The organism is Aeromonas sp. S18(2024) (genome assembly GCF_041402525.1).
Taxonomy (GTDB): domain Bacteria; phylum Pseudomonadota; class Gammaproteobacteria; order Enterobacterales; family Aeromonadaceae; genus Aeromonas; species Aeromonas enteropelogenes.
In genome coordinates, this window is record NZ_JBGLQV010000002.1 from 32,462 (window position 1) to 56,020 (window position 23,559).

Genomic DNA, 23,559 nt, shown 5'->3' on the forward strand with positions numbered 1-23,559 from the left:
ATTATTTTTGCAAACGTTGTTTTGCTTTCACTCAACATTATTTGCTTATTAATTGAGTTATTCAACTAAAAACTAAATATGCAGTCATAAATTCCGTTTTATTGTAAACAAAAAGCGTGATCGACCTCCTTCTTTGGATATAAGAGCATTGTCTGCCAACTTTTTATTCAACTATATTTGCACCAGATTCATTGCCATTACAAAAACAAGGGACTCTAGATATGTACACAACGGCAACCACCCAGCCCGCCACGGGCACGGGTAGCGCAATACACAAGGGCCCGCTGATGGGCACACTGGAATGGAAAGAGGCGGTTCGTTTTGACAGCACCGACTGGGGCTGGATCATCATGAGCATCGGCATGGCCATCGGGGCGGGGATCGTTTTCCTGCCGGTACAGGTGGGGCTGATGGGGTTGTGGGTCTTCCTGCTGTCGGCGGTGATCGGTTATCCGGCCATGTACATGTTCCAGCGCCTCTTCATCAATACCCTGGCCACCTCCCCCGAGTGCAAGGATTACCCCAGCATCATCACGGGTTACCTGGGCAAAAACTGGGGCATGCTGCTCGGCGCCCTCTACTTCGTGATGCTGGTGATCTGGGTGTTTGTCTACTCCACCGCCATCACCAATGACAGCGCCTCCTTCCTCCATAGCTTCGGCATCACCGACACCCTGCTCTCGAAAAACCCGCTCTACGGTCTGGTACTGATCTGCGCCCTGGTGGCGCTGGCATCCCGCGGCGAGAACCTCTTGTTCAAGATCTCCAGCTTCATGGTACTGACCAAGATCAGCGTGGTAGCCCTGCTCGGTCTGATGATGGTGGACAAATGGGATACGGCCAATATCACCGCCATGCCCACCGTCGGTCACTGGATGAAGGATGCCGTCATCATGCTCCCCTTCACCCTGACCTCCATCCTCTTTATCCAAAGCCTGAGCCCCATGGTAATCTCTTACCGTTCGCGGGAAAAATCCCTGGAGGTGGCCCGCTTCAAGGCCATGCGTGCCATGAACATCGCCTTCGGCATCCTGTTCGTGGTGGTCTTCTTCTACGCCATCTCCTTCACCCTGGCCATGGGCCACGAGCAGGCAGTCAGGGCCTCCGAGGAGAACATCTCGGCGCTGGCCATGGTGGCACAGGGCGTGCCGGGCCAGACCCTCAAACTCTTGAGCCTGACCCTCAACATCTTCGCGGTAATGACCGCCTACTTCGGCGTCTATCTCGGTTTTCGGGAAGCCTGCCAGGGGCTGACCATGAACCTGCTGCGCCGCGTCATGCCCGATGAGCGCATCAACCGGGATCTGGTAGGCAAAGGGATCATGGTGTTTACCGTCATGCTCTCCTGGGGCGCCATCGTGCTCAACGCCCCCGTGCTGAGTTTTACCTCCATCTGCAGCCCCATCTTCGGCATGGTGGGCTGCCTCATCCCGGCTTATCTGGTCTATCAGGTGCCGGCGCTGCACAAGTACAAGGGCACTTCCCTCTACATCATCATCATCACCGGTCTGCTGCTCTGCGTATCGCCCTTCCTGGCGTTCAATTAAGTCGCGGTGACGACACAACAAAAGGGCCACCCCGGGTGGCCCTTTTTCTGGATAGCGACTTCGCCTGGCAACTCGCCGCTATCAAGGCCCGGATGAGAGCCAGCTCAACCTCCCTGCACAAAAACAACTATCTCGTCTTGCTTGGCTGGGGGACAAAGACGTAGTCTCGAACGAAAACAAAACATGGCCAACCCGCTCTCCCGAATCAGGGAGTTCGAGGCAAGGGCCAGATACGACAGATCGAAAGAGCCAACATCTATCACCTCGTTCAGGCAAGGAATTTCAGATGGCGAGATACCAGTTTTTCACCATTCCGGCATCCAACCGGCAGCAATACACCTTTATCGACATGGTCTCCCCCACTTTTTTGATTGAGAAAGAGGCGTTATTGGCCCAGGGATTCGAGGTCCGGGAGGATTTTATCGATGCCCAAAGCCCGACAGAGGCGGTGGAGAAGTACCAGTCCGACTTTCTCTATGTGGCTGACGAAATAGGCAAATCAGACGAAGCCTATGCCGCGGCGACGGCACTGCTGGAAGCTGGCAAGGAATTGTTCGATCGAAAAGCGGGCCATTGACGAGGAAAGAAGATGGCCATCGCGACAAAGCGTCCGAAGGCCAACAGGATAGTCAGATGCGGGCAAGCTGGCGGAGCATCTCGACCAGCTCCTCTTCGCTGCTCGGCTCATAGGCCAATTGCAAGCTTGGGGCGGCGCCGCCCATCAGCATGTAGACGTTCGTGCTGCAGTGGTCATAGTGATACCACTTACCGTCGATACAGACGTCGGTATAGCATCTCGGGTCCCTTTTGAGTTCCATACAAGCTTCCTTTTGTGTCATACCACCAACATCATTTTCGACCGTAAAGTAACCAGAGCGTTACAAACTTGATACAGATCAAGTCCGGGTGGCGACACCGCGATTTGTCGGCAAAAAAGTTCCGATAGACGCTGTTTATCGCCCATTGACGGCCATCTGCTTCCTGTTAAGTTCTCAGTCAGCCATGTTCGCCACAATGACATCGGGCTGAATGGAAGATGAGCAATCTCCTGGGCACCCTTCACATCATGGGCAGCCTCACCGGCATGAGGCGCCTGCGCCATATCGACCAGGCAAGCAGAGGATGCATAAATGTCCTACCCGCACATAGATCTGAACCTGTTTCGCATCTTCGATCGCGTCATGACCGAGAAGGGAGTATCGGCTGCGGCCGCCAGCCTGGAGATGACCCCCGCCGCCATCAGTCAGGCCATTCGCAGGCTGAGCGACCTCATCGGTGAACCCCTGTTTCGCCGCGAGAGACGCGGGATCATCCCCACCAGCCGAGCCCTCGGACTGCACAGAGAGATCCGCACCGCTCTGCACACCCTGGAGCGCTCCCTGCTGCTCAATCAGGCGTTCGATACCCTCACCAGCCAGCGCATCTTTCGCATTGCCAGCCACCCGGACCTCGATCTCCTGCTGTTGCCGGCGCTGCTCGCCCATCTGGCCAGGGTCGCTCCCCATTGCCGGGTGGAGTCGGTGCCCGGCATGTTTGAAGAGCACCTGCGTCAGCAGGCGCTGCGCCTTCGCAACATCGATCTGGTACTGGCCAGCACGGCGCTGGAAGAGACCGGCTTTTGCAACGAGTCCCTACTGACCCTGGAGCTCAGGGTGGCCTGTCGCGCCGATCATCCGCGCATCGGGGAGAGCCTCGACTTCGAAACCTTCTTTGCCGAAGAGCACGTGGTCTGGGATGTGCGCCGCAAGGATGACTGGGTCATCCGCAGCCTCAGCAGCCAGGCCCTGCCTCCCCGCAAGATTGCCTACGAGAGCAATGCCCTGCTCACCGCCCTCTCCCTGGTCAGCCAGACCGAGTGGCTCTGCGTGGTCAGCCAGTGGCATGTCGAACAGGTGCGCGACACCCTGCGGCTCAAGGATTTTCCGCTGCCCTGGGCCTCCAGCCACTGCCCCGTTTATCTCAGCTGGCACCAGGCGCAGGGCCGGGATCCCGCCCTCCAGTGGTTTATCCGCCAGCTGCACCTGATTGCCGCAAGCTGACCCCCCTCATTTAACGGCTGCTTAACTGTCGTTTATTGCCGGCTGCCATGATTGTTGCGGCCGGCTTGACTACTCTGGTGCCGACCCCGTTGCCGAACCCTCGGCGCAATGCCGCAACGCCCGAATAACAGAGCAACGCTGACCATGTTCATGGGACATGTCGTCAGGCGCCATCTCGGCTACCCGTCACTCACCCTGTTTACTGGGGGGCATCAGAGTCTGACTACACTTGGTCCTGCCTGCCCACCACAATCTGGAGAAAGACAGATGAAGCTCAAGTTCTCGACGCACACCATTGTCACCCTATGCCTCTCCGGCTCCCTGCTGTTGCAGCCGGCCTGGGCCGTCATCAACCCCAAGCCGGCCAGCGAATTTACCATCCAGGCCAACCAGAATGTGCTGCACACCCTGCCATTCAACGACAAGCAGGATTTCGAGGACGCCCGACGCGGCTTCATCGCCAAACCGGATACCCTCACCATCAAGGATGACAAGGGCAACGTGGTGTGGGATCTGGAGCAATACAAGACCTACATCGGCCTGGACAAGACGGCGCCGGATACCGTCAACCCGAGCCTGTGGCGCAATGCCCAGCTGAACATGGAGTACGGCTTGTTCAAGGTGACCGACAAGATTTACCAGATCCGCGGCTTCGATCTCTCCAACATCACCTTCATCCAGGGTGACAAGGGGTGGATCGTCTTCGACCCGCTGATCTCGCCGCAGACCGCCAAGGCGGCCCTCGCCTTCATCAACAAGACCCTGGGCGAGCGGCCGGTCAGCGCCGTGGTCTACAGCCACTCCCACGTGGATCACTACGGCGGGGCCGCCGGCCTGTTCAACTCGCCGGACGAGGTGAAAAAGAACGGGGTTCAGATCATCGCCCCCGAAGGGTTCACCGAGCATGCGGTCTCGGAAAACGTCATCGCCGGCAACGCCATGGCCCGCCGCGCCGTCTACATGTATGGCGCCCTGCTGCCGCGCAATGCCCAGGGAGGCGTGAATGGCGGCCTGGGGCAGACCACCTCCACCGGCGTTCCCTCCCTGCTGCTGCCAACCCGCTTCATCACCAAGACCGGGGAAGAGGTCACCCTGGATGGCGTGCGGATGGTCTTCCAGATGACTCCGGGCACCGAAGCGCCGGCCGAGATGAACACCTGGTTCCCGGACAGCAAGGCGCTCTGGATGGCCGAGAATACCACCAATACCATGCACAACATCCTCACCCTGCGCGGCGCCCAGGTGCGCGATGCCCTCAAGTGGTCCAGCTTCCTCAACGAGACCATCGAAACCTGGGGCGACCAGGCCCAGGTCAAGTTCCAGAGCCACCACTGGCCGCGCTGGGGCAATGCCAGCATCGTCGACTACTTCAAGAAGCAGCGGGATCTCTACAAGTACATCCACGACCAGTCGGTGCGGCTGATGAACATGGGCTACACGGGTGAGGAGATCTCGGAGAAGATAGCTCTGCCCCCCGAGCTCAACGACTTCTGGCCGAACCGCGGTTACTACGGCACCCTGCGCCACAACAGCCGGGCCGTCTATCAGCGCTACATGGGCTGGTACTCCGGCAATCCCTCCGATCTGGACAACCTGCCACCCGAGATGGTCGGCCCCAAATACGTCGAGTTCATGGGCGGTGAGCAAGCGCTGCTGAAGAAAGCCAAGGCGTCGTTCGACAAGGGGGAATATCGCTGGGTCGCGGAAGTGCTCAAGCATCTGGTGTTCGCCAACCCCAACAACCAGGAGGGCAAGCTGCTGCTGGCCGATGCGCTCGAACAGTTGGGTTATCAGGCTGAGTCCGGCCCATGGCGCTCCGTCTATCTGCAGGGGGCCTATGAGCTGCGCAACGGCGTGCCCACTGCTGGCGGTACCGTTACCGCCTCGCCGGATACCATTCGCGCCATGAGTCCCAGCATGCTGTTCGACTATCTGGCGGTACGCATCAATCCGGAGAAAGCGGCCGGCAAGAAGATGGTCGTCAACATGGACTTCACCGACATCGGGGAGAAACACACCCTGAGCCTGGAGAACGCCGTGCTCAATCACACCACCCGCTACGCCACCTCGCCGGATGTAACCGTCACCCTGAGCAAGCAAACCCTGGATGACATCCAGCTGGGCCAGGGCACGCTGGAGCAGAAGATCGCCAGCGGCGAGATCAAGGTTCAGGGCGACCAGCAGAAGTTCAGCGACTTCGTCAGCCTGCTCGACAAGTTCAACTTCTGGTTCAACATAGTGACCCCATGATGCGACGCACCCTGCGCGTGTGCATGACCCTGCTCTGCCTCATCCCCGGGATGGGGCAGACCTGCGGTTATGACGCACTCTACCCCAATCCGTTTGAACAGAGCTGGCCCGGTACGCTCGACGTTGCCATGGCGACCGCGGCGGCGGTCAATGATGACAGACTGGCCCGTCTGCCCCCCCTCACCGGCGAGGCGGGGTTTACCCGCAGCCAGGCCTGGCTGCAGGCCCTGAAGAGCAGCTTCCAGCAGGCCGGCGTCAGGGGCGGCGTCTCCATCCTGCTGGTCGACTCCGGGCTCTGGTCGAGGCTGCGTGGCAAGGAGTCACTGCTGCTGCAGTTGCACACCCCCGGGCCACATGCGGATGACAGGGTGATGCTGCTGAGCGAGGCCGCCCTCGATGCCCTGCTGGCCGGCACCCTCACCATAGAGACTGCCGTCCAGCTTGGAGTGGTGACGCTGCAAGGAGAAGATGGCAAACAGTTGCTGCATGACTTGCACCAGGCCCTGAGCTCGCAGGTATGACCCGCTCAGATATGACAAAGGGAGGCATCTGCCTCCCTTTTCTTTAGTGCCATCGCGGCAACGGTCAAGCGCGGGCGCTTATTCGTCTTCCAGATAGGCGTAGCCTTGCAGACCCAGCTCCAGCTCATCGAGCAGGGCCTTGCGGGTCGCGTCGTCCAGCGCCGGGTGGGAGACGATCCGCTGGTAGTTCTCGCGAATGACGGACGGGTCGATGTTGACGTAACGCAGCAGCTGGTCGACGGTGTCGCCGCGCACCACGTTGCGGATGTCCATCTTGCCTTCCTCGTCCAACCACACTTCTGCGCAGTGGGTGTCACCGAACAGGTTATGCAGATCGCCGAGGATCTCCTGATAGGCGCCCACCAGGAAGAAGCCGACGTGGCACTCTTCGTGCTCGCCATACACCGGCATCGGCAGGGTGCTCTCGACCCCCAGACCGTCGACGTAGTGCTCCACCTGACCGTCGGAGTCGCAGGTGATGTCCATCAGGATGCCGCGGCGGGTGAGCGGACGCTCAAGGCCGGAGAGCGGCATCACCGGGAACACCTGACCGATACCCCAGGCATCCGGCAGGGACTGGAACAGGGAGAAGTTGGCAAAGCACTTGTCGGCCAGCTTCTCGGAGAGCTCGTCAGCCAGCGCACGGTGGTTGCGGTTGACCGGGTTGAGCAGCTCTTTCAGCGCCAGACAGGTGTTCTGGTGCAGCATCTCGGCCCAGGCGCGTTGCTCCAGGTTCAACAGGCCCATAGTGTACTGGGTGTTGACGTCTGCCAGATCCGCCACCGAATCGTGGAAGATCTCCAGCAGGGAGGGATCTTCCCCGCGCAGATCCAGCCAGCCTTTCCACATGTTTTGCAAAATGGTGGGCGCGTCTTCATCCGGGGCACTGATGTCGTTCACCTCCACCCCTTCGGCACCAATGATGTTGGTTACCAGCACGGCGTGGTGCGCAGTCAGGGCTCGGCCGGACTCGCTGATGATGGTCGGGTGCGGCAGGTCGAACTCGCGGCACACGTCGCCAATGCCCCACACCACGTTGTTGGCGTACTCGGAGAGGCTGTAGTTGGCGGAGCAGTGGCTCTGGGAGCGGGTGCCCTCATAGTCCACACCCAGGCCACCACCCACGTCCACCACCTCGATGTTGGCACCGAGGCGACGCAGTTCGGCGTAGAAACGGCCGCACTCGCGGATACCGCCCTGGATGTCGCGGATATTGGCGATCTGGGAGCCCAGGTGGAAGTGCAGCAGTTGCAGGCAGTCCAGCTTGCCGACGCTGCGCAGACGCTCGATCAGCGCCAGGATCTGGGAGGCGGACAGGCCAAATTTGGACATGGAGCCGCCGCTCGATTCCCACATGCCGGAGCCGGTGGAAGCGAGCTTGGCGCGCACCCCGATGTTGGGCTTGATGTTGAGACGAGCTGACTCGTCCAGCACCATTTCCAGCTCGGAGGGCTTCTCCACCACGATGTAGACCTTGTGGCCCATCAGGTTGCCCAACAGGGCGTGGCGGATATATTCGCGGTCTTTGTAACCGTTGCAGACGATCACCGAGCCTTGCTCATGGTGATGGGACAGCACGGCAAGCAGTTCCGGTTTGGAACCAGCTTCCAGGCCAAGCCGGGGCTTGTCACTGTAGGACTGGCTGATGGTCTCGATGACGCGGCGCTGCTGGTTTACCTTGATCGGGTAAACGCACAGGTAGTCCCCTTCATAGCCTGACTTCTCGATGGCCTGACCGAAAGCGTTGAACAGCGCATCGACCCGGCTCTTGAGGATGTCGGGGAAGCGCAGCAGCACAGGGGTGGTCAGCCCGGATTGACGCAGTTGTTCGATGGCGTCGGAGAGCACGATCTGTGCATCAGGGCGTGATTTATCGGGAGCAACGGTCACATGACCGGCGTCATTGATATTGAAAAAACCCGCACCCCAGTAGGGAACGTTGTAGACCTTCAAGGAGTCCTTGCTGGACCAGTTAGTCATGGGCTATGCCTCGCAAATGAGCGGCCAGTGGCCGCCTTCGTTACCCTCAATCACATCCAGACCATTTGCGGCAAGCCAAGGCTGCCTGGTGGATTTTGGGAAGTAACGAGTCTTGATGTGGGGCTGGTGGCTTTACATCAAGCTCAACGGTATGCGGTGCTACGATGCCGTAGTACCGCGGTACTTTGATGACAGACAGCATCAGCCACGCAGTCTGTTCATCATTCGGCAGCCATCACGACAGCAGGAGAGAGGTTCAAGGAAGAGATGCGAAGGCGCCAGCACGCATGCGTGTTGATAGACGACAACAACCACAGCCAACCCATTTCCAGTGACCGCCCATGACAAGGGAAGATGATGAGCCGTTGGCTCACTCGGTCAGCCGAAAGATGAGAGTCCGTTGTTCTCCCTGATACCGGAGCCTAACCGGTATTAAAGAAACCATTCCCCAGCAGTGTCTGTCGTTTCTGCGTGCCTCGCCCTATAGGCGTGTGATCGTCCGGGTGTCTGGCGGCCTCTGCCTGCGTCAGGGTTACCCTTGGATCGGCGCGGAGTGTACACACTTAAGGCCGGCCGTGACAATAAAAAATCGCGTTGCAAATCCCCTTTTTTTCACCCGTGCGAATATCGCTGCCAGGCAGGCGCCATCAGGGATAGCACCTCATTCGCTCCCCCTCCTTTACCCCTGAAAAGAGTCACGTTTTTCCGCCATGACGGGCAGCCCTGACCAGGCGGGCCTTGCAGCCAAAAAGCAGCTCTTTGCCGGCGCCTAAAAATCCTGAAACCCCTTCGCTTTATGCAGAGCGGGCCCACCCGCGTCAGGGAGTGACGCCCCGACATAAAAAATGGAGAAAACCTGCGCTGACGCAATGAGCGAGAAAACGGGATTGGCCACAATGACCCTTCATTACCGGAGGCTACTAATGGATACCCTGCTTGAGCGTTTCTTGCGTTACGTGACTTTTCATACCCGCTCTGACGAGACCAATCCCGCCTGTCCCAGCAGTGAAGGCCAGCTGGTCTTTGCCCGAGTCCTCAAGGAAGAGATGGAAGCCCTGGGGCTGACCCGGGTCACTCTGGACGAACACGGCTACCTCACCGCCTGTCTGCCGGGCAACCAGCCAGAGGCTCCCGCCATCGGTCTTATCGCCCACATGGATACAGCCGATTACGAGGCCGAGCACGTGGAGCCCCAGATCATCGAGAACTACCAGGGTGGGGATATCTGCCTTGGCAAGGGTGACGAGGTGCTGACCATCCGCGACTACCGTTTCCTGAAAAACTACCTGGGCCAGGATCTCATTACCACGGACGGCACTACCCTACTCGGTGCCGACGACAAGGCGGGCATCGCCGAGATCCTTACCGCCATCGATCATCTGCAGTCTCACCCCGAGATCCCTCGCGGCGATATCTGGGTCGGTTTCACCCCGGACGAGGAGATAGGCCGCGGCGCCAACCTCTTCCCACTGGACAGATTTCCGGCCAAGTGGGCCTATACCGTCGATGGCGGCGAACTGGGGGAGCTTGAATACGAGAACTTCAACGCCGCCAGCGCCACCATCCGTTTTGTCGGCAACAACGTGCACCCGGGTACCGCCAAGGGCAGCATGATCAACAGCCAGACTCTGGCCGCCCGCTTCCACGCCGCCATGCCGGCCGAGCAGACACCCGAGTGTACTGAGGGCTACGAAGGCTTCTTCCACCTGGCCCAGATGAACGGCACTGTGGAGGAGTGCACCCTGCACTACATCATCCGTGACTTCGACGACGAGGGGTTTGCCAGTCGCAAGGCCGAGATGGAGCGACGGGTCGCCGCCATGCAGGCCGAGTACCCCAAGGCCCGCATCGAGCTCACCCTGACCGACAGCTATCGCAACATGCGCAGCCAGATTGAGCCGCACATGCACATTGTGGAGCTGGCCAAGGCGGCGATGATCGCGGCCGACGTGAGCCCCAGAGTCAAGCCGATCCGCGGTGGCACCGACGGTGCCCGCCTCTCCTTTATGGGGCTGCCCTGCCCAAATATTTTCACCGGTGGTCACAACTTCCACGGCAAGCACGAGTTCATCCCGCTGCAATCCATGGAAAAAGCGGTCGCCACCCTGGTGGAACTGGTACGGCTGACGGCCGCCTGGCGCGGCTGATCCTCGCCGATAATCCGCAGGGCGACTCCCTTCGCCCTGCCATCAAACTGTCATCCCGCTGCCATACGGCGGGAACAGATCACCCTCATGCTGGGGCAAATCCTCGCCGGAGCGCCCCAGATGTTCAGTGTCGATACCCTGCTTGCCCAGCACTTTCCCCGCCTGCATGGCTCCCCCGCACTCGCCCCGCTCAGCAAGCGGGCCCTGGCCTGGCTCTTCAACGAGCAGGCCTTCCAGCAGTTTGCCAGCCGCTACCCCCACCTGCGCGGACTCGATTTTGTCGAACAGGTGCTGGCCCAGCTCGACTTCGACTACCGGGTCAGCGAGGCGCAGCTGGAGCACATCCCCGCCAGTGGCCGGGTGATCATCGTCGCCAACCACCCCATAGGGTCTCTCGACGGGCTGGCGCTACTGCGCCTGCTCGGCCGCATCCGCCCCGATGTGAAAATCGTGGCCAACCAGCTGCTGGCCCAGCTTGCGCCGCTGCGCTCCCTGTTGCTGCCGGTGGACAACCTGGGAGGCAAGACGGACAGGCGCGCCATTCTGGCGATGGGGGAGCACCTGGCGGCGGAAGGGGCGCTGGTGATCTTCCCCGCCGGCGAGGTATCGCGTCTTGGCCCCAAGGGGGTAAAAGATGGCCCCTGGCAGGGAGGCTTCATCAAGCTGGCCCAGCGCACCCGCACCCCGCTGGTGCCCGTCCATCTGGGGGGGCACAACAGCCTCGGCTTTTACCTTCTCTCCTGGCTCAGCAAACCGGCCTCCGGCCTGCTGCTGGTTCGCCAGCTGTTTCGCCAGCAGGGGCAGACACTGCCGATGACTATCGGGGCCAGGCTCCCCCCCTCCAGCCTTGGCGATCTGCCCGCCAAAACGGCGGCGCGGCTGGTGCGAAGCCACCTCTATCGCATCGGCCGGGGACAGGCGGGCAAGCTTGCGACCGAGGCCCCCATCGCCCTGCCGGAGGATCGCCGCCTGCTCAAGCAGGCCATCGATCGCTGCGAGGTGCTCGGCCACACTCCGGATGGCCAATCCATCCTGCTCTATCGCCGTCATGAGACGGGTCATTCGGTGATCCTGCGCGAGCTGGGTCGATTGCGGGAGATCGCCTTTCGAGCGGTGGGGGAAGGCTCGGGCAAGCGGCGGGATCTCGACGGCTTTGATGATGACTATTACCACCTCATCCTCTGGGATCCGGCCAGGCTCGACATCATAGGCGCCTACCGTTTCGCCCCGGTGGCCGAGCTGTTGGCAAGCAAAGGGCTTGCGGGCCTCTACAGCCACACCCTGTTCGGCTTCGAAGAGAAGCTGCTGCCTCGGCTGGAACAGGCCATTGAACTGGGCCGCAGCTTTATCCAGCCCGCCTACTGGGGCAAGCGGGGTCTGGACTATCTCTGGTTCGGCATCGGCGCCTATCTGGCTCGCTATCCCGACTACCGCTATCTGTTTGGCCCGGTGTCGCTGTCCGGCAGCCTGCCGCCGGCAGGCAAGGAGCTGCTGGTAAGCTTCTATCGCCAGCACTTTGCCCCCACGCTTGCGCTGGCTCCCTCGCGTCGCCCCTACCCCATGACGCCGCCGCTGTTCGCGGGCACGGATTACGGCGCCGATCTCAAGGAGCTCAAGGCCCGTCTCGACAATCTGGGCTGCGCCATTCCCACCCTCTACAAGCAGTATTCCGAGCTGTGCGAACCGGGAGGCGTGCAGTTCATGGACTTTGGCATCGACCCCGACTTCAATCACTGCATCGACGCCCTGGTGTGGGTGGATGTGAGCCGCATCAAGCCCCACAAGCGGGCCCGCTATATCGGCAACCCACAGGGCGTGGAGCTGGCCCCTGGCAACGGGCGAACGCCACAATAGAGGTACGCCGCAATAAATAAGAGAGGGAGGCCACGGCCTCCCTCTTTCGTATGTTTCTATTGTCTTTGGCACTTGCCCTTGTCAGGGCCAGCGTCCCCTTACTCGGCAGCCGGCTTGCGATCGGCGTGGCCAAGGTTGCGCTCGGGGGCGATGAGGTCGCGCACCCGCTGCTTGATCTCCTTGGCCTCGGGGAAGCCCTCGTCAGCCACCCGATCCCACACCTGCACGCCATTCACCAAGATGCGAAATTCACCCTTGCTGGCCGGTACCAGCGCTACCTCACCAAGCTCGCTGTCGAAGGTGGAGAGCAGCTCCTGGGCCAGCCAGGCGGCGCGCAGCATCCAGCGGCAGAGGGTGCAGTAGCGGATCTCGATGCGGGGTTTGCCGCCCGGGATGGACAAGTCGCTCATTCGGTCACTCCATGAAAATCGGTCAACCAGTGGCGGGCGATGGCCCGCATGGTGGATTCCGGCAGCTCCAGCAGGCTGGGAGCCAGGGGGCCGGCGGCCAGCATCCTTATCCCCTCCATGATCTCCGCCAGCACCAGATAGACGTATTCACCGATGACGGCGCCATGGACGAAGTTGACCGCCTCGCCCCGGTTGAGCAGATAGATCTGGCTGCCATCGGGACGGTTGAGGGCCAGCACATGGGGACACACCTCCTCGCTCGGCCAGGGTAGCCGGGCCAGACAGAAGGCGAACTCGTCGTCGGCGGAGGTGACCGAGGCCACCATGGTACCCGGACGCAGTGCCTGCAGATCCGCGAGATCGAGGGAGCCATTGCCGGTGGAGCAGATCACCAGCTCGGCGCGACGCAGGGCCTCCTCCTTGGTGATCAGGCGAAAGCCGTGGGAGAGCGCCTCGACCTGGCGCAGTACGTCCGTCTCCACCAGCCCCAGATGGAGGTTGCGGCAGCGCAGATCGCGGGCGATGCTGCGCCCCACCTTGCCATAGCCGAACAGCGCCGCCTCGCAGACATTGAAGGTGCGGTTGAGCGTGCGGGCCAGCGATTCGGCGGAGTAGACCACGCTCAGGCCAATCTGGATATCCTCGGCCTGCTTGAGGGGGCTGCGCGCCACCGACACGACCGGGGTCGCCAGCACCTCCTGCTCGTAGCGTTGATGGCCATTCTCGGTCATCTCCACCACGCCGAGAAAACGGGGGCCGAAATACTCGCTCAGGGTCGCCTGTGTCTTGGCAAAATAACCGCCGATATCGAGGATGATAAGTCGTTCGTGGGGGGCCACCAGCGGGGCTATCTGGGCGATGACACCATCGGGATCATTGGTCCACTGGCGGTTGAGGGTACAGACGGGATAGTGGCGGGAGACCCACTCCAGGGTCGGCGCATGCACCGATTTGGGCTTTGGCAGGATGGCCGCGATGCGCCCCATCTGGCCAAGGGCCTCGATAAAGCGGGGACGGTCGGGGAGCAGATGGGTGACCAGCAGGATGCAAAGACCATCGATACGTCCCTGATCGATAAAATGGCGAAAAAACAGATGCTCAGATCCTTGACTGCGCAACTGTGGCCTCCTTAATGTGCCGCAAAGCAGGCAAACAGAACCCGGCATGACCGGGTTCTGTGTGTATCCAGTGAAATGAAAATCCTTTTTATCTTAAACACATAGGCGGCTCAATCATTATCTGCCAAGAGTATGAGCAGGTATGCAAAAATGCTCATAATTGCCTGTTTTTTATGCAAAAACTCAGTAAAGAGAAGCCTCGGGCCAGACCCACCACAGGCTGATGCCAGTCCCCACCCCGGCCAGCAGGATCAGGATCCCCCAACGGGTCTGCCACCGGTTGTTGCGAAGCCCCCACTCCAGCAGCGGCAGCAGCCAGACCGGCAGCAAGACGCTCAAAGGCACCTCCACGTATTGCCAGGCGAGCATCTGGACGAAGGCCAGCGCCAACGCCAGGGCGGCAGGCGCTACTTTCGCCCCGGCAAAGGTGGCCAGCAGCGCCCGAAAACCGGCCAATGCCGCCAGGGCCCCCGCCAGCTGGGCGATCAGCAGACTGCCATCGATACCGATCACCAGCGCCAGCCAGACAAAGCCGAGAGCAAAACCCAGCCCCTCGCGGCTATCCCCCTGCCAGGCGGCAACGCCGTACCAGGCGATGGCGGGCAGCAGCGCCAGCCAGATGCGCGGCTCGCCAACAAGCACAGAGGCCAGCCCCTGCCACCACACCAGAGCACCCGCCACGGCAAACAGCAGCAAGGCTGCGCGCTTGTCCGCCAGTTGGGCCGCGATGGCGGGCACCAGCAGAGTCAACGGCAGCCACTGCCACGCCTTGACCGGCACACCATAGAGACCGCCCAGCAGCGAGCCCACCAGCCAGAGGGCCAGCGCCCCCCACAGATACGCCGCGCGCGGCCAGCGCCATGACAGCAAAGCGGCCCCCAAGGGGGCCGCCAGGGTTTGAAGCAGAAGTGCCGCACCCATTACTTGCGCACGCCTTCGACAAACAGCTGAATAGCCATCTCGTCAGGGATGCCCGGCAGCATGTAGTTCACGCCGAAATCGCTGCGCTTGATGGTGGTGGAGGCGTTGAAGCCGCTGCGATAGCCGCCCCAGGGATCCTTGCCCTCACCGATCTTGACCAGATCGAAAGCCACTTCCTTGCTGACGCCGTGCAGGGTCAGGGTACCCTTGAGCACGCCTTTATCCTTGCTGCCTTCATAGGCGGAGCTGACGAAGGTCATTTTGGGATACTGCTTCACGTCGAGAAAATCCGGGCTGCGCAGGTGCTTGTCACGGGCCTCGTGGTTGGAGTCCACGCTGGCGGCATCCACCTCGAAGCTCGCCTTGGCGGCGGTCGGGTTGGCGTCATCCATGCTGAAGGTGCCGCTGAAGGTGTTGAAACGGCCCACCAGTTCGGAGAAGCCGAGGTGGCCCACCTTGAACTGCACCGTGGTGTGCGCCGCATCGACATCGTAATCGGCCGCCATCAGGGGGGTCGCCATAAACAGGCAGGAGGCCAGCAGGGCCTTGGTCATTTTCATCCGTTCGTTCCTTCATTGGGTTCACATCGGTAAACAAAATGCTAACCTCCTTGCCTGAATGAATAATCAGTGATTTATTAAATTAATTATTTACTGAGGATGGAAAATGGATCAGATCGCCGCCATGCGCACCTTCATCAAGGTGGTGGAGTGCCAGAGTTTTACCAAGGCGGCCCATCAGCTCGGCATCTCGGTGGCCATGGCCTCCAAGCTGATGCAGCAGCTGGAGGAGTCTCTCGCCACCCGCCTGCTGTCGCGCACCACCCGCCAGGTCAATCCCACCGAGGCGGGCCAGTTCTACTATCAGCGCTCGCAGGCCTTACTGGCGGAGCTCGAAGAGACCCACAGCCAGCTCACCCACCACAACCAGCAGCCCAACGGCACTCTCAAGCTGTCGGTGCCGATGGATTTTGGTTACCTGCACCTCTCCCCCGCCCTGCCGCTGTTTCGCGAGCGCTTCCCCGATCTCAAGCTGGATATCGAATACAGCGACAGGCGGGTGGCACTGGTGGAAGAGGGGTTCGATCTGGCGCTGCGGATCGGCCATTTGAGCGACTCCTCCCTGGTGGCGCGCCAGCTGGCGACGATCAGGCTCGAGCTGTGCGCCAGCCCGGCCTATCTGGCCCGCAAGGGAATGCCAAAGAACCCTGACGATCTCAGGCAGCACGACTGCCTCGTCTACACCCTGACCCAGCCGGAGTGGCACTTCAAACGGGATGGGGAGTCCCAGAGCGTGCGTCCCCAGGGGCCGCTTCGCGCCAACAACGGGGTGGCGCTGACCCGCGCCGCTTGTGATGATCAGGGCATCATATTGCAGCCCACCTTCATCGTGGGAGAGGCCCTGAACGATGGCAGGCTGGTGAGCTTGTTGCCCGAGTGGAACAAGGGCGAAGTGGGGCTCTATGCGGTCTATCCGCACCGGCGCTTCGTCTCGGCCAAGGTGCGCTGCTTTATCGAATTCGTGCAGGAGCGTTATCTCGCCCCGCAGAAGTGGGATCAGCCAGCCTGAAGCTAAGCCTGACTGGAGACAGAAGGTGACGCAGGCAGGTGGGCCAGCAGGCGTGCCGGCTCCGGGGTCAGCAGCCAGCGCGGCAAACGGGTGCGGATCGCCGTCAACTGCTGGTCGCTCAAGGCGTAGGGCAGTGTCACCTCAAGCTCCCGGCAGTCAAACATGGCGGCCAGCTGCAGGATCAGGATGAGGTTTGCCTCGTCGCTGCGACGCCTGTTGATGCGTTTTGCGATCTCGTGTTGCAGCTGGGTGCGGGAGTCCTGGGTCATCGCCTGCCAGCCAAACCCGAACAGGGGCACCAGGGCGCTGACGATGCCAAGCGCCGTTAGCGGCTGTTTGGGCGGGTGATAGAGCGCATTGAGATCCAGCAGAAGAGGATCCTGAGCACTCTCTCCCTCACCAAATAAAATCGTTTTCGCCATTGGATTACCCGTTATATTCCACTAGACTTCGCCGCATATTCTACCCCGACATGCCAACGAGGTACTGATGCTAAGCGATATCGAGATCTCCCGCCAGTCCCCCCGCCTCCCCATCCACGAGCTGGCCCAGCGCCTCGCTATCCCACCGCATCTGCTTTATCCCTACGGCCACTACAAGGGCAAACTGAGCCTGGATCTGCTCAAGCAGGACAACCCCAAGGCTGGCAAGCTGGTGCTGGTGAGTGCCATCACCCCGACCCCGCTCGGCGAGGGCAAGACGGTCACCACCCTCGGACTCTCCATGGGGCTCAACCATATCGGTCACCCCAGCATCGCAACTATACGCCAGCCGAGCCTCGGCCCCGTATTCGGGGTCAAGGGGGGCGCCGCCGGGGGCGGTCATGCCCAGGTGGTGCCGATGGAGGAGATGAACCTGCACCTGACCGGTGATTTTCACGCCCTGAGTGCCGCCCACAACCTGGCCGCCGCGGCCCTCGATGCCCGCCTGTTTCACGAGCGCAAACTCGGCGACCAGTTCAGTACCAAAACCGGCCTGACCCGGCTCGACATCGATCCGGCTCAGGTTCTCTGGCCGCGCACCCTCGACATGAACGATCGCGCCCTGCGCCATCTCACCATAGGTCAGGGAGAGCCGGCCGATGGAGTGGAGCGCAGCGATCGCTTCGTCATTACCGCCGCCTCCGAGCTGATGGCCATCCTGGCGCTGGCCAGCGATCTGAAAGACTTGCGCGCGCGCATCGGCCGCATCCAGCTGGCCCTCGATATCCACGGCAACCCCATCACCGCCGAGCAACTGGAAGTGGCCGGCGCCATGACGGTGCTGCTCAAAGATGCCCTGCAACCCACCCTGATGCAGACCACGGAGCAGACCCCAGTGCTGGTGCACGCGGGGCCGTTTGCCAACATCGCCCACGGCAACTCCTCGGTGATCGCCGATCGTATCGCCCTTGGCCTCACCGACTATGTGGTGACCGAGGCGGGCTTTGGCTCCGACATGGGGCTGGAGAAATTTTTCAACATCAAGAGCCGCCAATCCGGCATCACCCCCTCCTGCGTGGTGCTGGTGGCCACGGTGCGTGGCCTCAAGGCCAACAGCGGCCTGCTCGATATCCGCCCCGGCCAGCCGTTGCCCGCCAGCCTGCAGGGGGAGGATCTGGCCACCCTGCGCCAGGGCTGTGCCAACCTCGTCTGGCATATTCGCAATGCCCGCCGTTACGGGGTGCCCGTGGTGGTCGCCATCAACCGCTTCCCCACCGACAGCCAGGCTGAACTCGAGCTATTGATGAGTGAAGCGATGAACGCAGGAGCCTGTGGCACCGCCATCTCCCATGCCTTCGTGCAGGGCGGCGAAGGGGCCGCCGAGCTGGCCCAAGCCGTGGTCGATGCCTGCGCGTTGCCGAGCCGGAGCTCCCTGCTCTATCCCGACGAGATGAGCCTGAGTGCCAAGCTCGCCACCCTGGTGGAGTGCGGCTACGGCGGCCGCGGCGTCATCCTCTCCGACAAGGCGCGCCAGCAGCTGGCACGACTCTCGGCCGAAGGTTGGGATCATCTGCCCATCTGCATGGCCAAGACCCCCCTCTCCATCAGCCATGATCCGGCGAAAAAGGGCGTGCCCCGGGATTTCGAGATCCCCGTCGACGAGGTGAAACTGTGCGCCGGCGCCGGTTTCGTCTATGCCCTGGCGGGCCCCATCATGACCATGCCGGGCCTGGGCAGCCTGCCAGCCTATCGTCATATCGATATCGACGATAACGGAGAGATCATCGGGTTGAGCTAAATGGTCGGGTAAGGGGTCTGGCGTCGGCCGATTACGCTTCGCTAATCGACCCTACGGTCAAAAAAACTGCCAGAAACGACAAGGCCCCGCCAATTGGCGGGGCCTTTCGTTATCACGCCAGCAAGGCTTTAGAGGGTAAAGCGCTGGGTCATATGGTGCAGGGTATTGGCCAGCTTGCTCAGCTCGCCACAGGCCTGGGCAATCTGGCTCGCGCCCTGGGCATTCTCGTCCGCTGCATTGTGAATGTTGACGATATTGCGGTTGAGCTCTTCGGTCACCGCGTTCTGCTCCTCGGTGGCGGTGGCGATCAGGGTGTTCATGTCGGTGATGCGCACCACGGCACTGTTGATGGTGTCGATGCTGGTCCCCGCATCCCGCGCCAGTCCCACGCTCTCCTGCATCTGGTGACGGCTCAGCTGCATGGCGTTGCCCGCCTCGGCGGCGCGGCTTTGCAGCAGCTCGATCATCTTGCTGATCTCGGCGGTGGAATCCTGGGTGCGCTGGGCCAGGGAGCGAACCTCATCCGCCACCACGGCAAAGCCACGACCCTGTTCCCCTGCCCGTGCGGCCTCGATGGCGGCATTGAGGGCCAGCAGGTTGGTCTGGCCGGCGATGTCGCGGATCACATCCAGCACCACTGTAATGTTGGCGCTGTCCGCCTCCAGCTGCTGAACCACGGCACCGGCTTGCTCAATCTTCTCGGAGACCTCTTCGATGCTGCTGATGGCGCTGCGTACCACCTGGTTGCCATCGGCCGAGGTACGGGAAGCATCCTTGGCGGCACTCATGGCATCCGTGGTATTGCGGGCTACTTCGTTGACGGTGGACTGCATCTCGTTCATGGCGGTGGCCACCTGGGAGACTTCGCTCTGCTGGATGGCCATGCCGCTGGCAGATTGACTGGAGATGGCACTCACCTCTTCCACCGCGCTGCTGAGCTGGCTGACCGAGCCTGCGATCTCGCTCACCAGCTCGGACAGAGAGGTCTGCATCCGGTTGATGGCGCTGCCCAGCTGGCCCAGCTCGTCACGGTTGAAGCGGTTCTCCTTGATCCACTGTTGCAGCTCGCCCTGCCCCAGCTCGCCACCGGCGATACGCTGCGCCTGACGGGCCAGCATGATGAGAGGGTCGCGGATCTGGCGGGTGAGCAGCATGGAGAGCATGACCACCAGAATGAGGGAGACCACCAGGGCGATGGAGACACTCCACTTGGCGCCATCGTAGGAGGCCACCACATCGGAGCGAGAGTCTGTGGCATAGCCGTGGTTGATACGGATCAGCTCGTCAACATAGTGATGCAGTGAGCCAAAGAGCGGCACCCCTTCTGCCAGGAAGATTTTCTGGGCTTCGGCCATCTGGCCGTTGTCCTGCAGCTGCTTGACCCGCTGGTGCAGGGCGACATAACGGGTCCATTCCGCCTTGACGCCGTCGAAGGCGCGACGCTCTTCCACATCTTCCGCCCAGATGGTACGGTCATGGCCGGCCAGTTGCTGATCCACCTTGCGGATCAGATCAGCGGCCACATCACGATATTCCGCGCGCAGTTTCGGATCCTCGGCCACCACGAAGTAGCCGAGTTCATAGCGACGCAGTTCGCTGATGCGATCCCCTATCAGGGTGGTCCGGTTGACGGCCGGCAGTATGCTGTCGGTAAAGCGCAGCGCCGCTCCGTTCATGTTGCCAAACTGAACGATTGCAAAGCCGCCGATAAAGGCAACCATCAGGCCGAGCACGGCAAAACCGGCCGACAGTTTCTTGCCTATGGTCATGGAGCTGGTATTCATGGCATTTCCTGAAATTGAGTGAACAGGTTCCGCGGGCCTGTTGCGCGAGGCAAAGACCCGGATCCCGCGTTCCATCGCAGCTCATCGAGAAAATGAGTTTGGTCCTGAGGTAAAACAAGGGGCGTCAGGGGACAAACAGCCGTCTCCCGTGTCCCGAACAAGAAGGAATGGAGTCAAAACAACCCATTGTAAAAGCCTTATCGACCGACCTGGCCTATTCCTTGAGACTTTTATTGGTAAAAAATGCAGGCCAACTGTCAGCCTGCAGCAGAGAGGGAAAGTACAGGGGCGGTTCTCACCGCCCTTAAGGTATCAGCTGCGCAAACCGCCCAAAAACTCGGCGCGGGTATCAGGCTGGGTCTTGAACACACCGCCGAGGGAGGTGGTGGTGGTGTAAGAGGTGGAGTCCATCACCCCGCGAGCTTTCACGCAGAAGTGGGTCGCCTTGATGCTGATGGCCACATCCTGGGTACCCAGCAGGGTCTGCAACGCCAGCAGGATCTGCTGGGTGAGCCGCTCCTGCACCTGGGGACGACGGGCGAAGAACTGCACGATGCGGTTGATCTTCGAGAGCCCGATCACCTTGCCACGGGGGATATAGGCGACATGGGCCAGCCCGTCGATGGTCACGAAGTGGTGCTCACAGGTACTGGTGAGGCTGATGTCCCGCACCATGATCATCTCGTCCACCTGCATCTTGTTCTCGATCACCGTCACCTTGGGGAAGGTGGTGTAGTCGAGGCCGGAGAAAATCTCGTTCACGTACATCTTGGCGATGCGATGCGGCGTCTCGGCCAGGCTATCATCGGCCAGGTCCAGCCCCAGCGTCTCCATGATGGCGCGCATGTGGCCTTCGATCTTTTCCCGCTTCTGCTGGCTATCCAGCTGGTTGGCAACCAGGGGGGTTTCCAGTCCCTGGGCCTCGAGGGCAGCCCTGACCAGCAAGGCTTCCTGACTTAAGGTTGTCATTGTCGTCTCTCCCACGCTCAGGGACGGTGAGGGCCAATCGGGCGGCCCTTTATGGTATGGCGGCATAGTAAACGGCCATTGCCGCCAATATTCAAGTCAACTTGCGTTCCTAATCATACTTTATGGTCTAACGGGCACTTTTACCCTGCCACGACCTGCCCATCGGCAGGGATTTTTGTGATAATCCCGCCCTCAACCATAGAAAGAGGTAATGACGATGGGATTTGATACCAGCGGACTACTCCCCTTGAGCGATGCCCTGCAAGGGATGCTGGAGCAACTTGCCTGCTGCTGCGACACCGAGCTGCTGCCGCTGCCAGAGGCCCTCGGCCGGATCCTCGCGGACGATATCGCCTCTCCCCTCTCAGTGCCTCCGTTCGACAACTCCGCCATGGATGGCTATGCCGTGCGCCTGGCGGATCTCGCCGCGGACACGCCTCTCATCATGGCGGGCAAGGCCTTCGCCGGCCAACCTTATCAGGGGGAGTGGCCTGCCGGCCACTGCGTGCGCATCATGACCGGCGCCCCGGTGCCGGCAGGGACGGATGCGGTGGTGATGCAGGAAGAGACCCGGGCCGATGGCGAACGGATCTCCTTCCTCTGCCAGCCCGTGCCGGGCCAGAACATCCGCCGCGCCGGCAGCGACATGGCCAAGGGCGCCTGCGTGCTCGGCGCCGGCACCCGCCTCACCCCTCGGGAGATGCCACTGCTGGCCTCTCTTGGCATCGCCACCGTCAGCGTGCGCCGCCCGCTCAGGGTAGCCATCTTCAGCACAGGTGACGAGCTCAAACCGGTCGGTACCCCGCTCGCCCACGGCGACATCTACGACTCCAACCGCTACGGCGTCAAGGCGATGCTGGCGCGTCTGGGGTGCGACTGCCTCGACCTTGGCATCCTGCCCGACAATCCTGACCTGCTGCGCGCCGCTTTCATCCGGGCCGATCAGGAGGCCGATGTGCTGATCACCACGGGTGGCGTCTCGGTAGGGGAAGCGGACTTTACCAAACAGCTGCTGGACGAGCTTGGCGAAATCGGCTTCTGGAAGCTCGCCATCAAGCCGGGCAAACCGTTTGCCTTCGGCCGCCTGCCCCATGCCTGGTTCTTCGGCCTGCCTGGCAACCCTGTCTCCGCCATGGTCACCTTCGATCAGCTGGTGCAGCCGGCACTGGCCAAGCTGGCCGGTCAGCGTTTCGAGCGCCCGCTCCAACTCCAGGCCGTCGCTGCCGAGCCGCTCAAGAAGAGCCCGGGGCGCCTGGATTTCCAGCGCGGTATCCTCTGCCAAGGTCCAAACGGCCTCGAAGTGCGCAGCACCGGCTCCCAGGACTCCGCCGTGTTCAGTTCCCTGTCGCGGGCCAACTGCTACATCGTCCTTGAGCGCGAGCGCGGTCGGGTCGCGGCGGGTGAAACCGTCACCGTGGAGCCGTTCGGGGGATTGCTGTTGTGAGCGAGATCCTCTCTGACGCCGAGCTCTTGCGCTACAACCGCCAGATCATCCTCAAATCCTTCGACTTCGAGGGGCAGGAGGCGCTCAAGCAGGCCCATGTGCTGGTGATTGGCGCAGGGGGGCTGGGCTGCGCCGCCAGCCAGTATCTCGCAGTAGCCGGGGTCGGCCAGCTTACCCTGGTGGATTTTGACAAGGTGGAGCTCTCCAACCTGCAGCGCCAGGTGCTGCACACAGATGAGCGCATCGGCCAGTACAAGGTGGACTCCGCCGCCCAGGCGCTGCGCGCCCTCAACCCCTGGCTCAAGGTCGACACCCACGCCACCGTCGCCGACGAGGCACTGCTCGATGCCCTGTTGCCCCTGCACCAGCTGGTGCTCGATTGCACCGACAACCTGACCATTCGCAACCTGCTCAACCAAAAGGCCCGCCTGCACGGGGTGCCCCTGGTCAGCGGCGCCGCCATCCGGATGGAGGGGCAAATCTGCAGCTTCACCTGGCAGGAGGGCGAGCCCTGCTATGCCTGCCTCAGTGCCCTGTTCGGCGAGCAGGCCCTCACTTGCGTCGAGGCCGGGGTGCTGGCGCCCGTGGTCGGTCTGGTGGGCAGCCTGCAGGCTCTCGAAGCCATCAAGCTGCTGGCCGGTATGGGCAAGAGCTACAGCGGCCGCCTGCTGATGATCGATGGCCTGGGCGGCAGCTTTCGCGAGATGAAGCTACCCAAACGGCCAGACTGCCCGGTCTGCTCGCACGAGTGAGTTTCCCAGCCACTCTTTGCACCAACAAAAAGCC

20 protein-coding genes are annotated in these 23,559 nt (G+C 61.5%); 11 read left to right on the forward strand and 9 right to left on the reverse strand.

Annotated features, from left to right (window positions below):
- Positions 1-221 precede the first annotated feature (221 nt).
- Positions 222-1,547 carry a hypothetical protein gene (locus ACB034_RS03360; RefSeq protein WP_371172085.1) on the forward strand — a complete coding sequence of 442 codons (1,326 nt, stop codon included), beginning with the start codon at positions 222-224 and terminating at the stop codon, positions 1,545-1,547.
- Between the two features lie 286 nt (positions 1,548-1,833).
- Positions 1,834-2,124: a hypothetical protein gene (locus ACB034_RS03365; protein WP_371172086.1), complete on the forward strand. Its 291-nt coding sequence runs from the start codon at positions 1,834-1,836 to the stop codon at positions 2,122-2,124.
- Between the two features lie 52 nt (positions 2,125-2,176).
- Here ACB034_RS03365 and ACB034_RS03370 read toward each other — a convergent pair whose 3' ends face one another.
- Complete coding sequence (locus tag ACB034_RS03370) at positions 2,177-2,365, reverse strand: hypothetical protein (RefSeq protein ID WP_026456536.1); 189 nt, start codon at positions 2,363-2,365, stop codon at positions 2,177-2,179.
- 312 nt (positions 2,366-2,677) lie between these two features.
- Between ACB034_RS03370 and ACB034_RS03375 the strand changes: the two genes are divergently transcribed.
- The 3 genes from ACB034_RS03375 to ACB034_RS03385 all read left to right on the forward strand — a co-directional run bounded on the left by ACB034_RS03375 (position 2,678) and on the right by ACB034_RS03385 (position 6,357).
- Entirely contained in the window at positions 2,678-3,586 is a 909-nt protein-coding gene (locus ACB034_RS03375) for a LysR substrate-binding domain-containing protein (RefSeq protein ID WP_371172087.1), read from the forward strand.
- A gap of 267 nt (positions 3,587-3,853) precedes the next feature.
- On the forward strand, positions 3,854-5,836 hold the full coding sequence (locus tag ACB034_RS03380; protein ID WP_371172088.1) for an alkyl/aryl-sulfatase: 1,983 nt from the start codon (positions 3,854-3,856) through the stop codon (positions 5,834-5,836).
- Entirely contained in the window at positions 5,833-6,357 is a 525-nt protein-coding gene (locus ACB034_RS03385) for a hypothetical protein (RefSeq protein WP_371172089.1), read from the forward strand. The genes ACB034_RS03380 and ACB034_RS03385 overlap by 4 nt, the downstream gene beginning before the upstream one ends.
- A 78-nt stretch (positions 6,358-6,435) precedes the next feature.
- On the opposite strand, the gene speA is transcribed toward ACB034_RS03385, so the two are convergent.
- Positions 6,436-8,337, reverse strand: a complete 1,902-nt coding sequence (gene speA, locus ACB034_RS03390; protein ID WP_371172090.1) for a biosynthetic arginine decarboxylase — start codon at positions 8,335-8,337, stop codon at positions 6,436-6,438.
- A 923-nt stretch (positions 8,338-9,260) separates the two neighbouring features.
- On the opposite strand from speA, the gene pepT reads away from it, so the two are divergent.
- Complete coding sequence (pepT, locus tag ACB034_RS03395) at positions 9,261-10,484, forward strand: peptidase T (RefSeq protein WP_371172091.1); 1,224 nt, start codon at positions 9,261-9,263, stop codon at positions 10,482-10,484.
- 120 nt (positions 10,485-10,604) lie between these two features.
- Positions 10,605-12,338 carry a lysophospholipid acyltransferase family protein gene (locus ACB034_RS03400; protein WP_371172358.1) on the forward strand — a complete coding sequence of 578 codons (1,734 nt, stop codon included), beginning with the start codon at positions 10,605-10,607 and terminating at the stop codon, positions 12,336-12,338.
- 98 nt (positions 12,339-12,436) lie between these two features.
- Here ACB034_RS03400 and ACB034_RS03405 read toward each other — a convergent pair whose 3' ends face one another.
- The 4 genes from ACB034_RS03405 to ACB034_RS03420 form a co-directional block, all read right to left on the reverse strand.
- Positions 12,437-12,748, reverse strand: coding sequence for a SelT/SelW/SelH family protein (locus tag ACB034_RS03405; protein ID WP_371172092.1), 312 nt, complete (start codon positions 12,746-12,748; stop codon positions 12,437-12,439).
- Positions 12,745-13,866, reverse strand: coding sequence for an adenosylhomocysteinase (locus tag ACB034_RS03410; RefSeq protein ID WP_042027443.1), 1,122 nt, complete (start codon positions 13,864-13,866; stop codon positions 12,745-12,747). Before ACB034_RS03410 ends, ACB034_RS03405 begins: the two co-directional genes overlap by 4 nt.
- 183 nt (positions 13,867-14,049) lie before the next feature.
- On the reverse strand, positions 14,050-14,787 hold the full coding sequence (locus ACB034_RS03415) for a hypothetical protein (RefSeq protein ID WP_061475778.1): 738 nt from the start codon (positions 14,785-14,787) through the stop codon (positions 14,050-14,052).
- On the reverse strand, positions 14,787-15,347 hold the full coding sequence (locus ACB034_RS03420) for a YceI family protein (RefSeq protein WP_042027448.1): 561 nt from the start codon (positions 15,345-15,347) through the stop codon (positions 14,787-14,789). The genes ACB034_RS03415 and ACB034_RS03420 overlap by 1 nt, the downstream gene beginning before the upstream one ends.
- Positions 15,348-15,453: 106 nt before the next feature.
- Here ACB034_RS03420 and ACB034_RS03425 point away from each other — a divergent pair, with 106 nt between their 5' ends.
- Positions 15,454-16,356 (forward strand): LysR family transcriptional regulator, encoded by a 903-nt coding sequence (locus ACB034_RS03425; RefSeq protein WP_371172093.1) that lies wholly within the window; start codon positions 15,454-15,456, stop codon positions 16,354-16,356.
- A gap of 2 nt (positions 16,357-16,358) precedes the next feature.
- On the opposite strand, the gene ACB034_RS03430 is transcribed toward ACB034_RS03425, so the two are convergent.
- Entirely contained in the window at positions 16,359-16,778 is a 420-nt protein-coding gene (locus tag ACB034_RS03430) for a hypothetical protein (protein ID WP_371172094.1), read from the reverse strand.
- A 67-nt stretch (positions 16,779-16,845) separates the two neighbouring features.
- On the opposite strand from ACB034_RS03430, the gene ACB034_RS03435 reads away from it, so the two are divergent.
- On the forward strand, positions 16,846-18,576 hold the full coding sequence (locus tag ACB034_RS03435) for a formate--tetrahydrofolate ligase (protein WP_371172095.1): 1,731 nt from the start codon (positions 16,846-16,848) through the stop codon (positions 18,574-18,576).
- A gap of 128 nt (positions 18,577-18,704) precedes the next feature.
- On the opposite strand, the gene ACB034_RS03440 is transcribed toward ACB034_RS03435, so the two are convergent.
- Together ACB034_RS03440 and folE are read right to left on the reverse strand one after the other, a co-directional pair.
- The gene (locus ACB034_RS03440; RefSeq protein ID WP_042072822.1) at positions 18,705-20,360 is read right to left on the reverse strand and encodes a methyl-accepting chemotaxis protein; all 1,656 of its coding nucleotides are present in this window, start codon (positions 20,358-20,360) and stop codon (positions 18,705-18,707) included.
- Positions 20,361-20,672: 312 nt separating this feature from the next.
- Positions 20,673-21,329: a GTP cyclohydrolase I FolE gene (folE, locus tag ACB034_RS03445; RefSeq protein WP_042027456.1), complete on the reverse strand. Its 657-nt coding sequence runs from the start codon at positions 21,327-21,329 to the stop codon at positions 20,673-20,675.
- Between the two features lie 217 nt (positions 21,330-21,546).
- Between folE and moeA the strand changes: the two genes are divergently transcribed.
- Both moeA and moeB read left to right on the forward strand, forming a co-directional pair.
- Positions 21,547-22,773, forward strand: coding sequence for a molybdopterin molybdotransferase MoeA (moeA, locus tag ACB034_RS03450; RefSeq protein ID WP_371172096.1), 1,227 nt, complete (start codon positions 21,547-21,549; stop codon positions 22,771-22,773).
- Positions 22,770-23,525 (forward strand): molybdopterin-synthase adenylyltransferase MoeB, encoded by a 756-nt coding sequence (gene moeB / locus ACB034_RS03455; RefSeq protein WP_342012853.1) that lies wholly within the window; start codon positions 22,770-22,772, stop codon positions 23,523-23,525. The genes moeA and moeB overlap by 4 nt, the downstream gene beginning before the upstream one ends.
- The last annotated feature ends 34 nt before the right edge of the window (positions 23,526-23,559 follow it).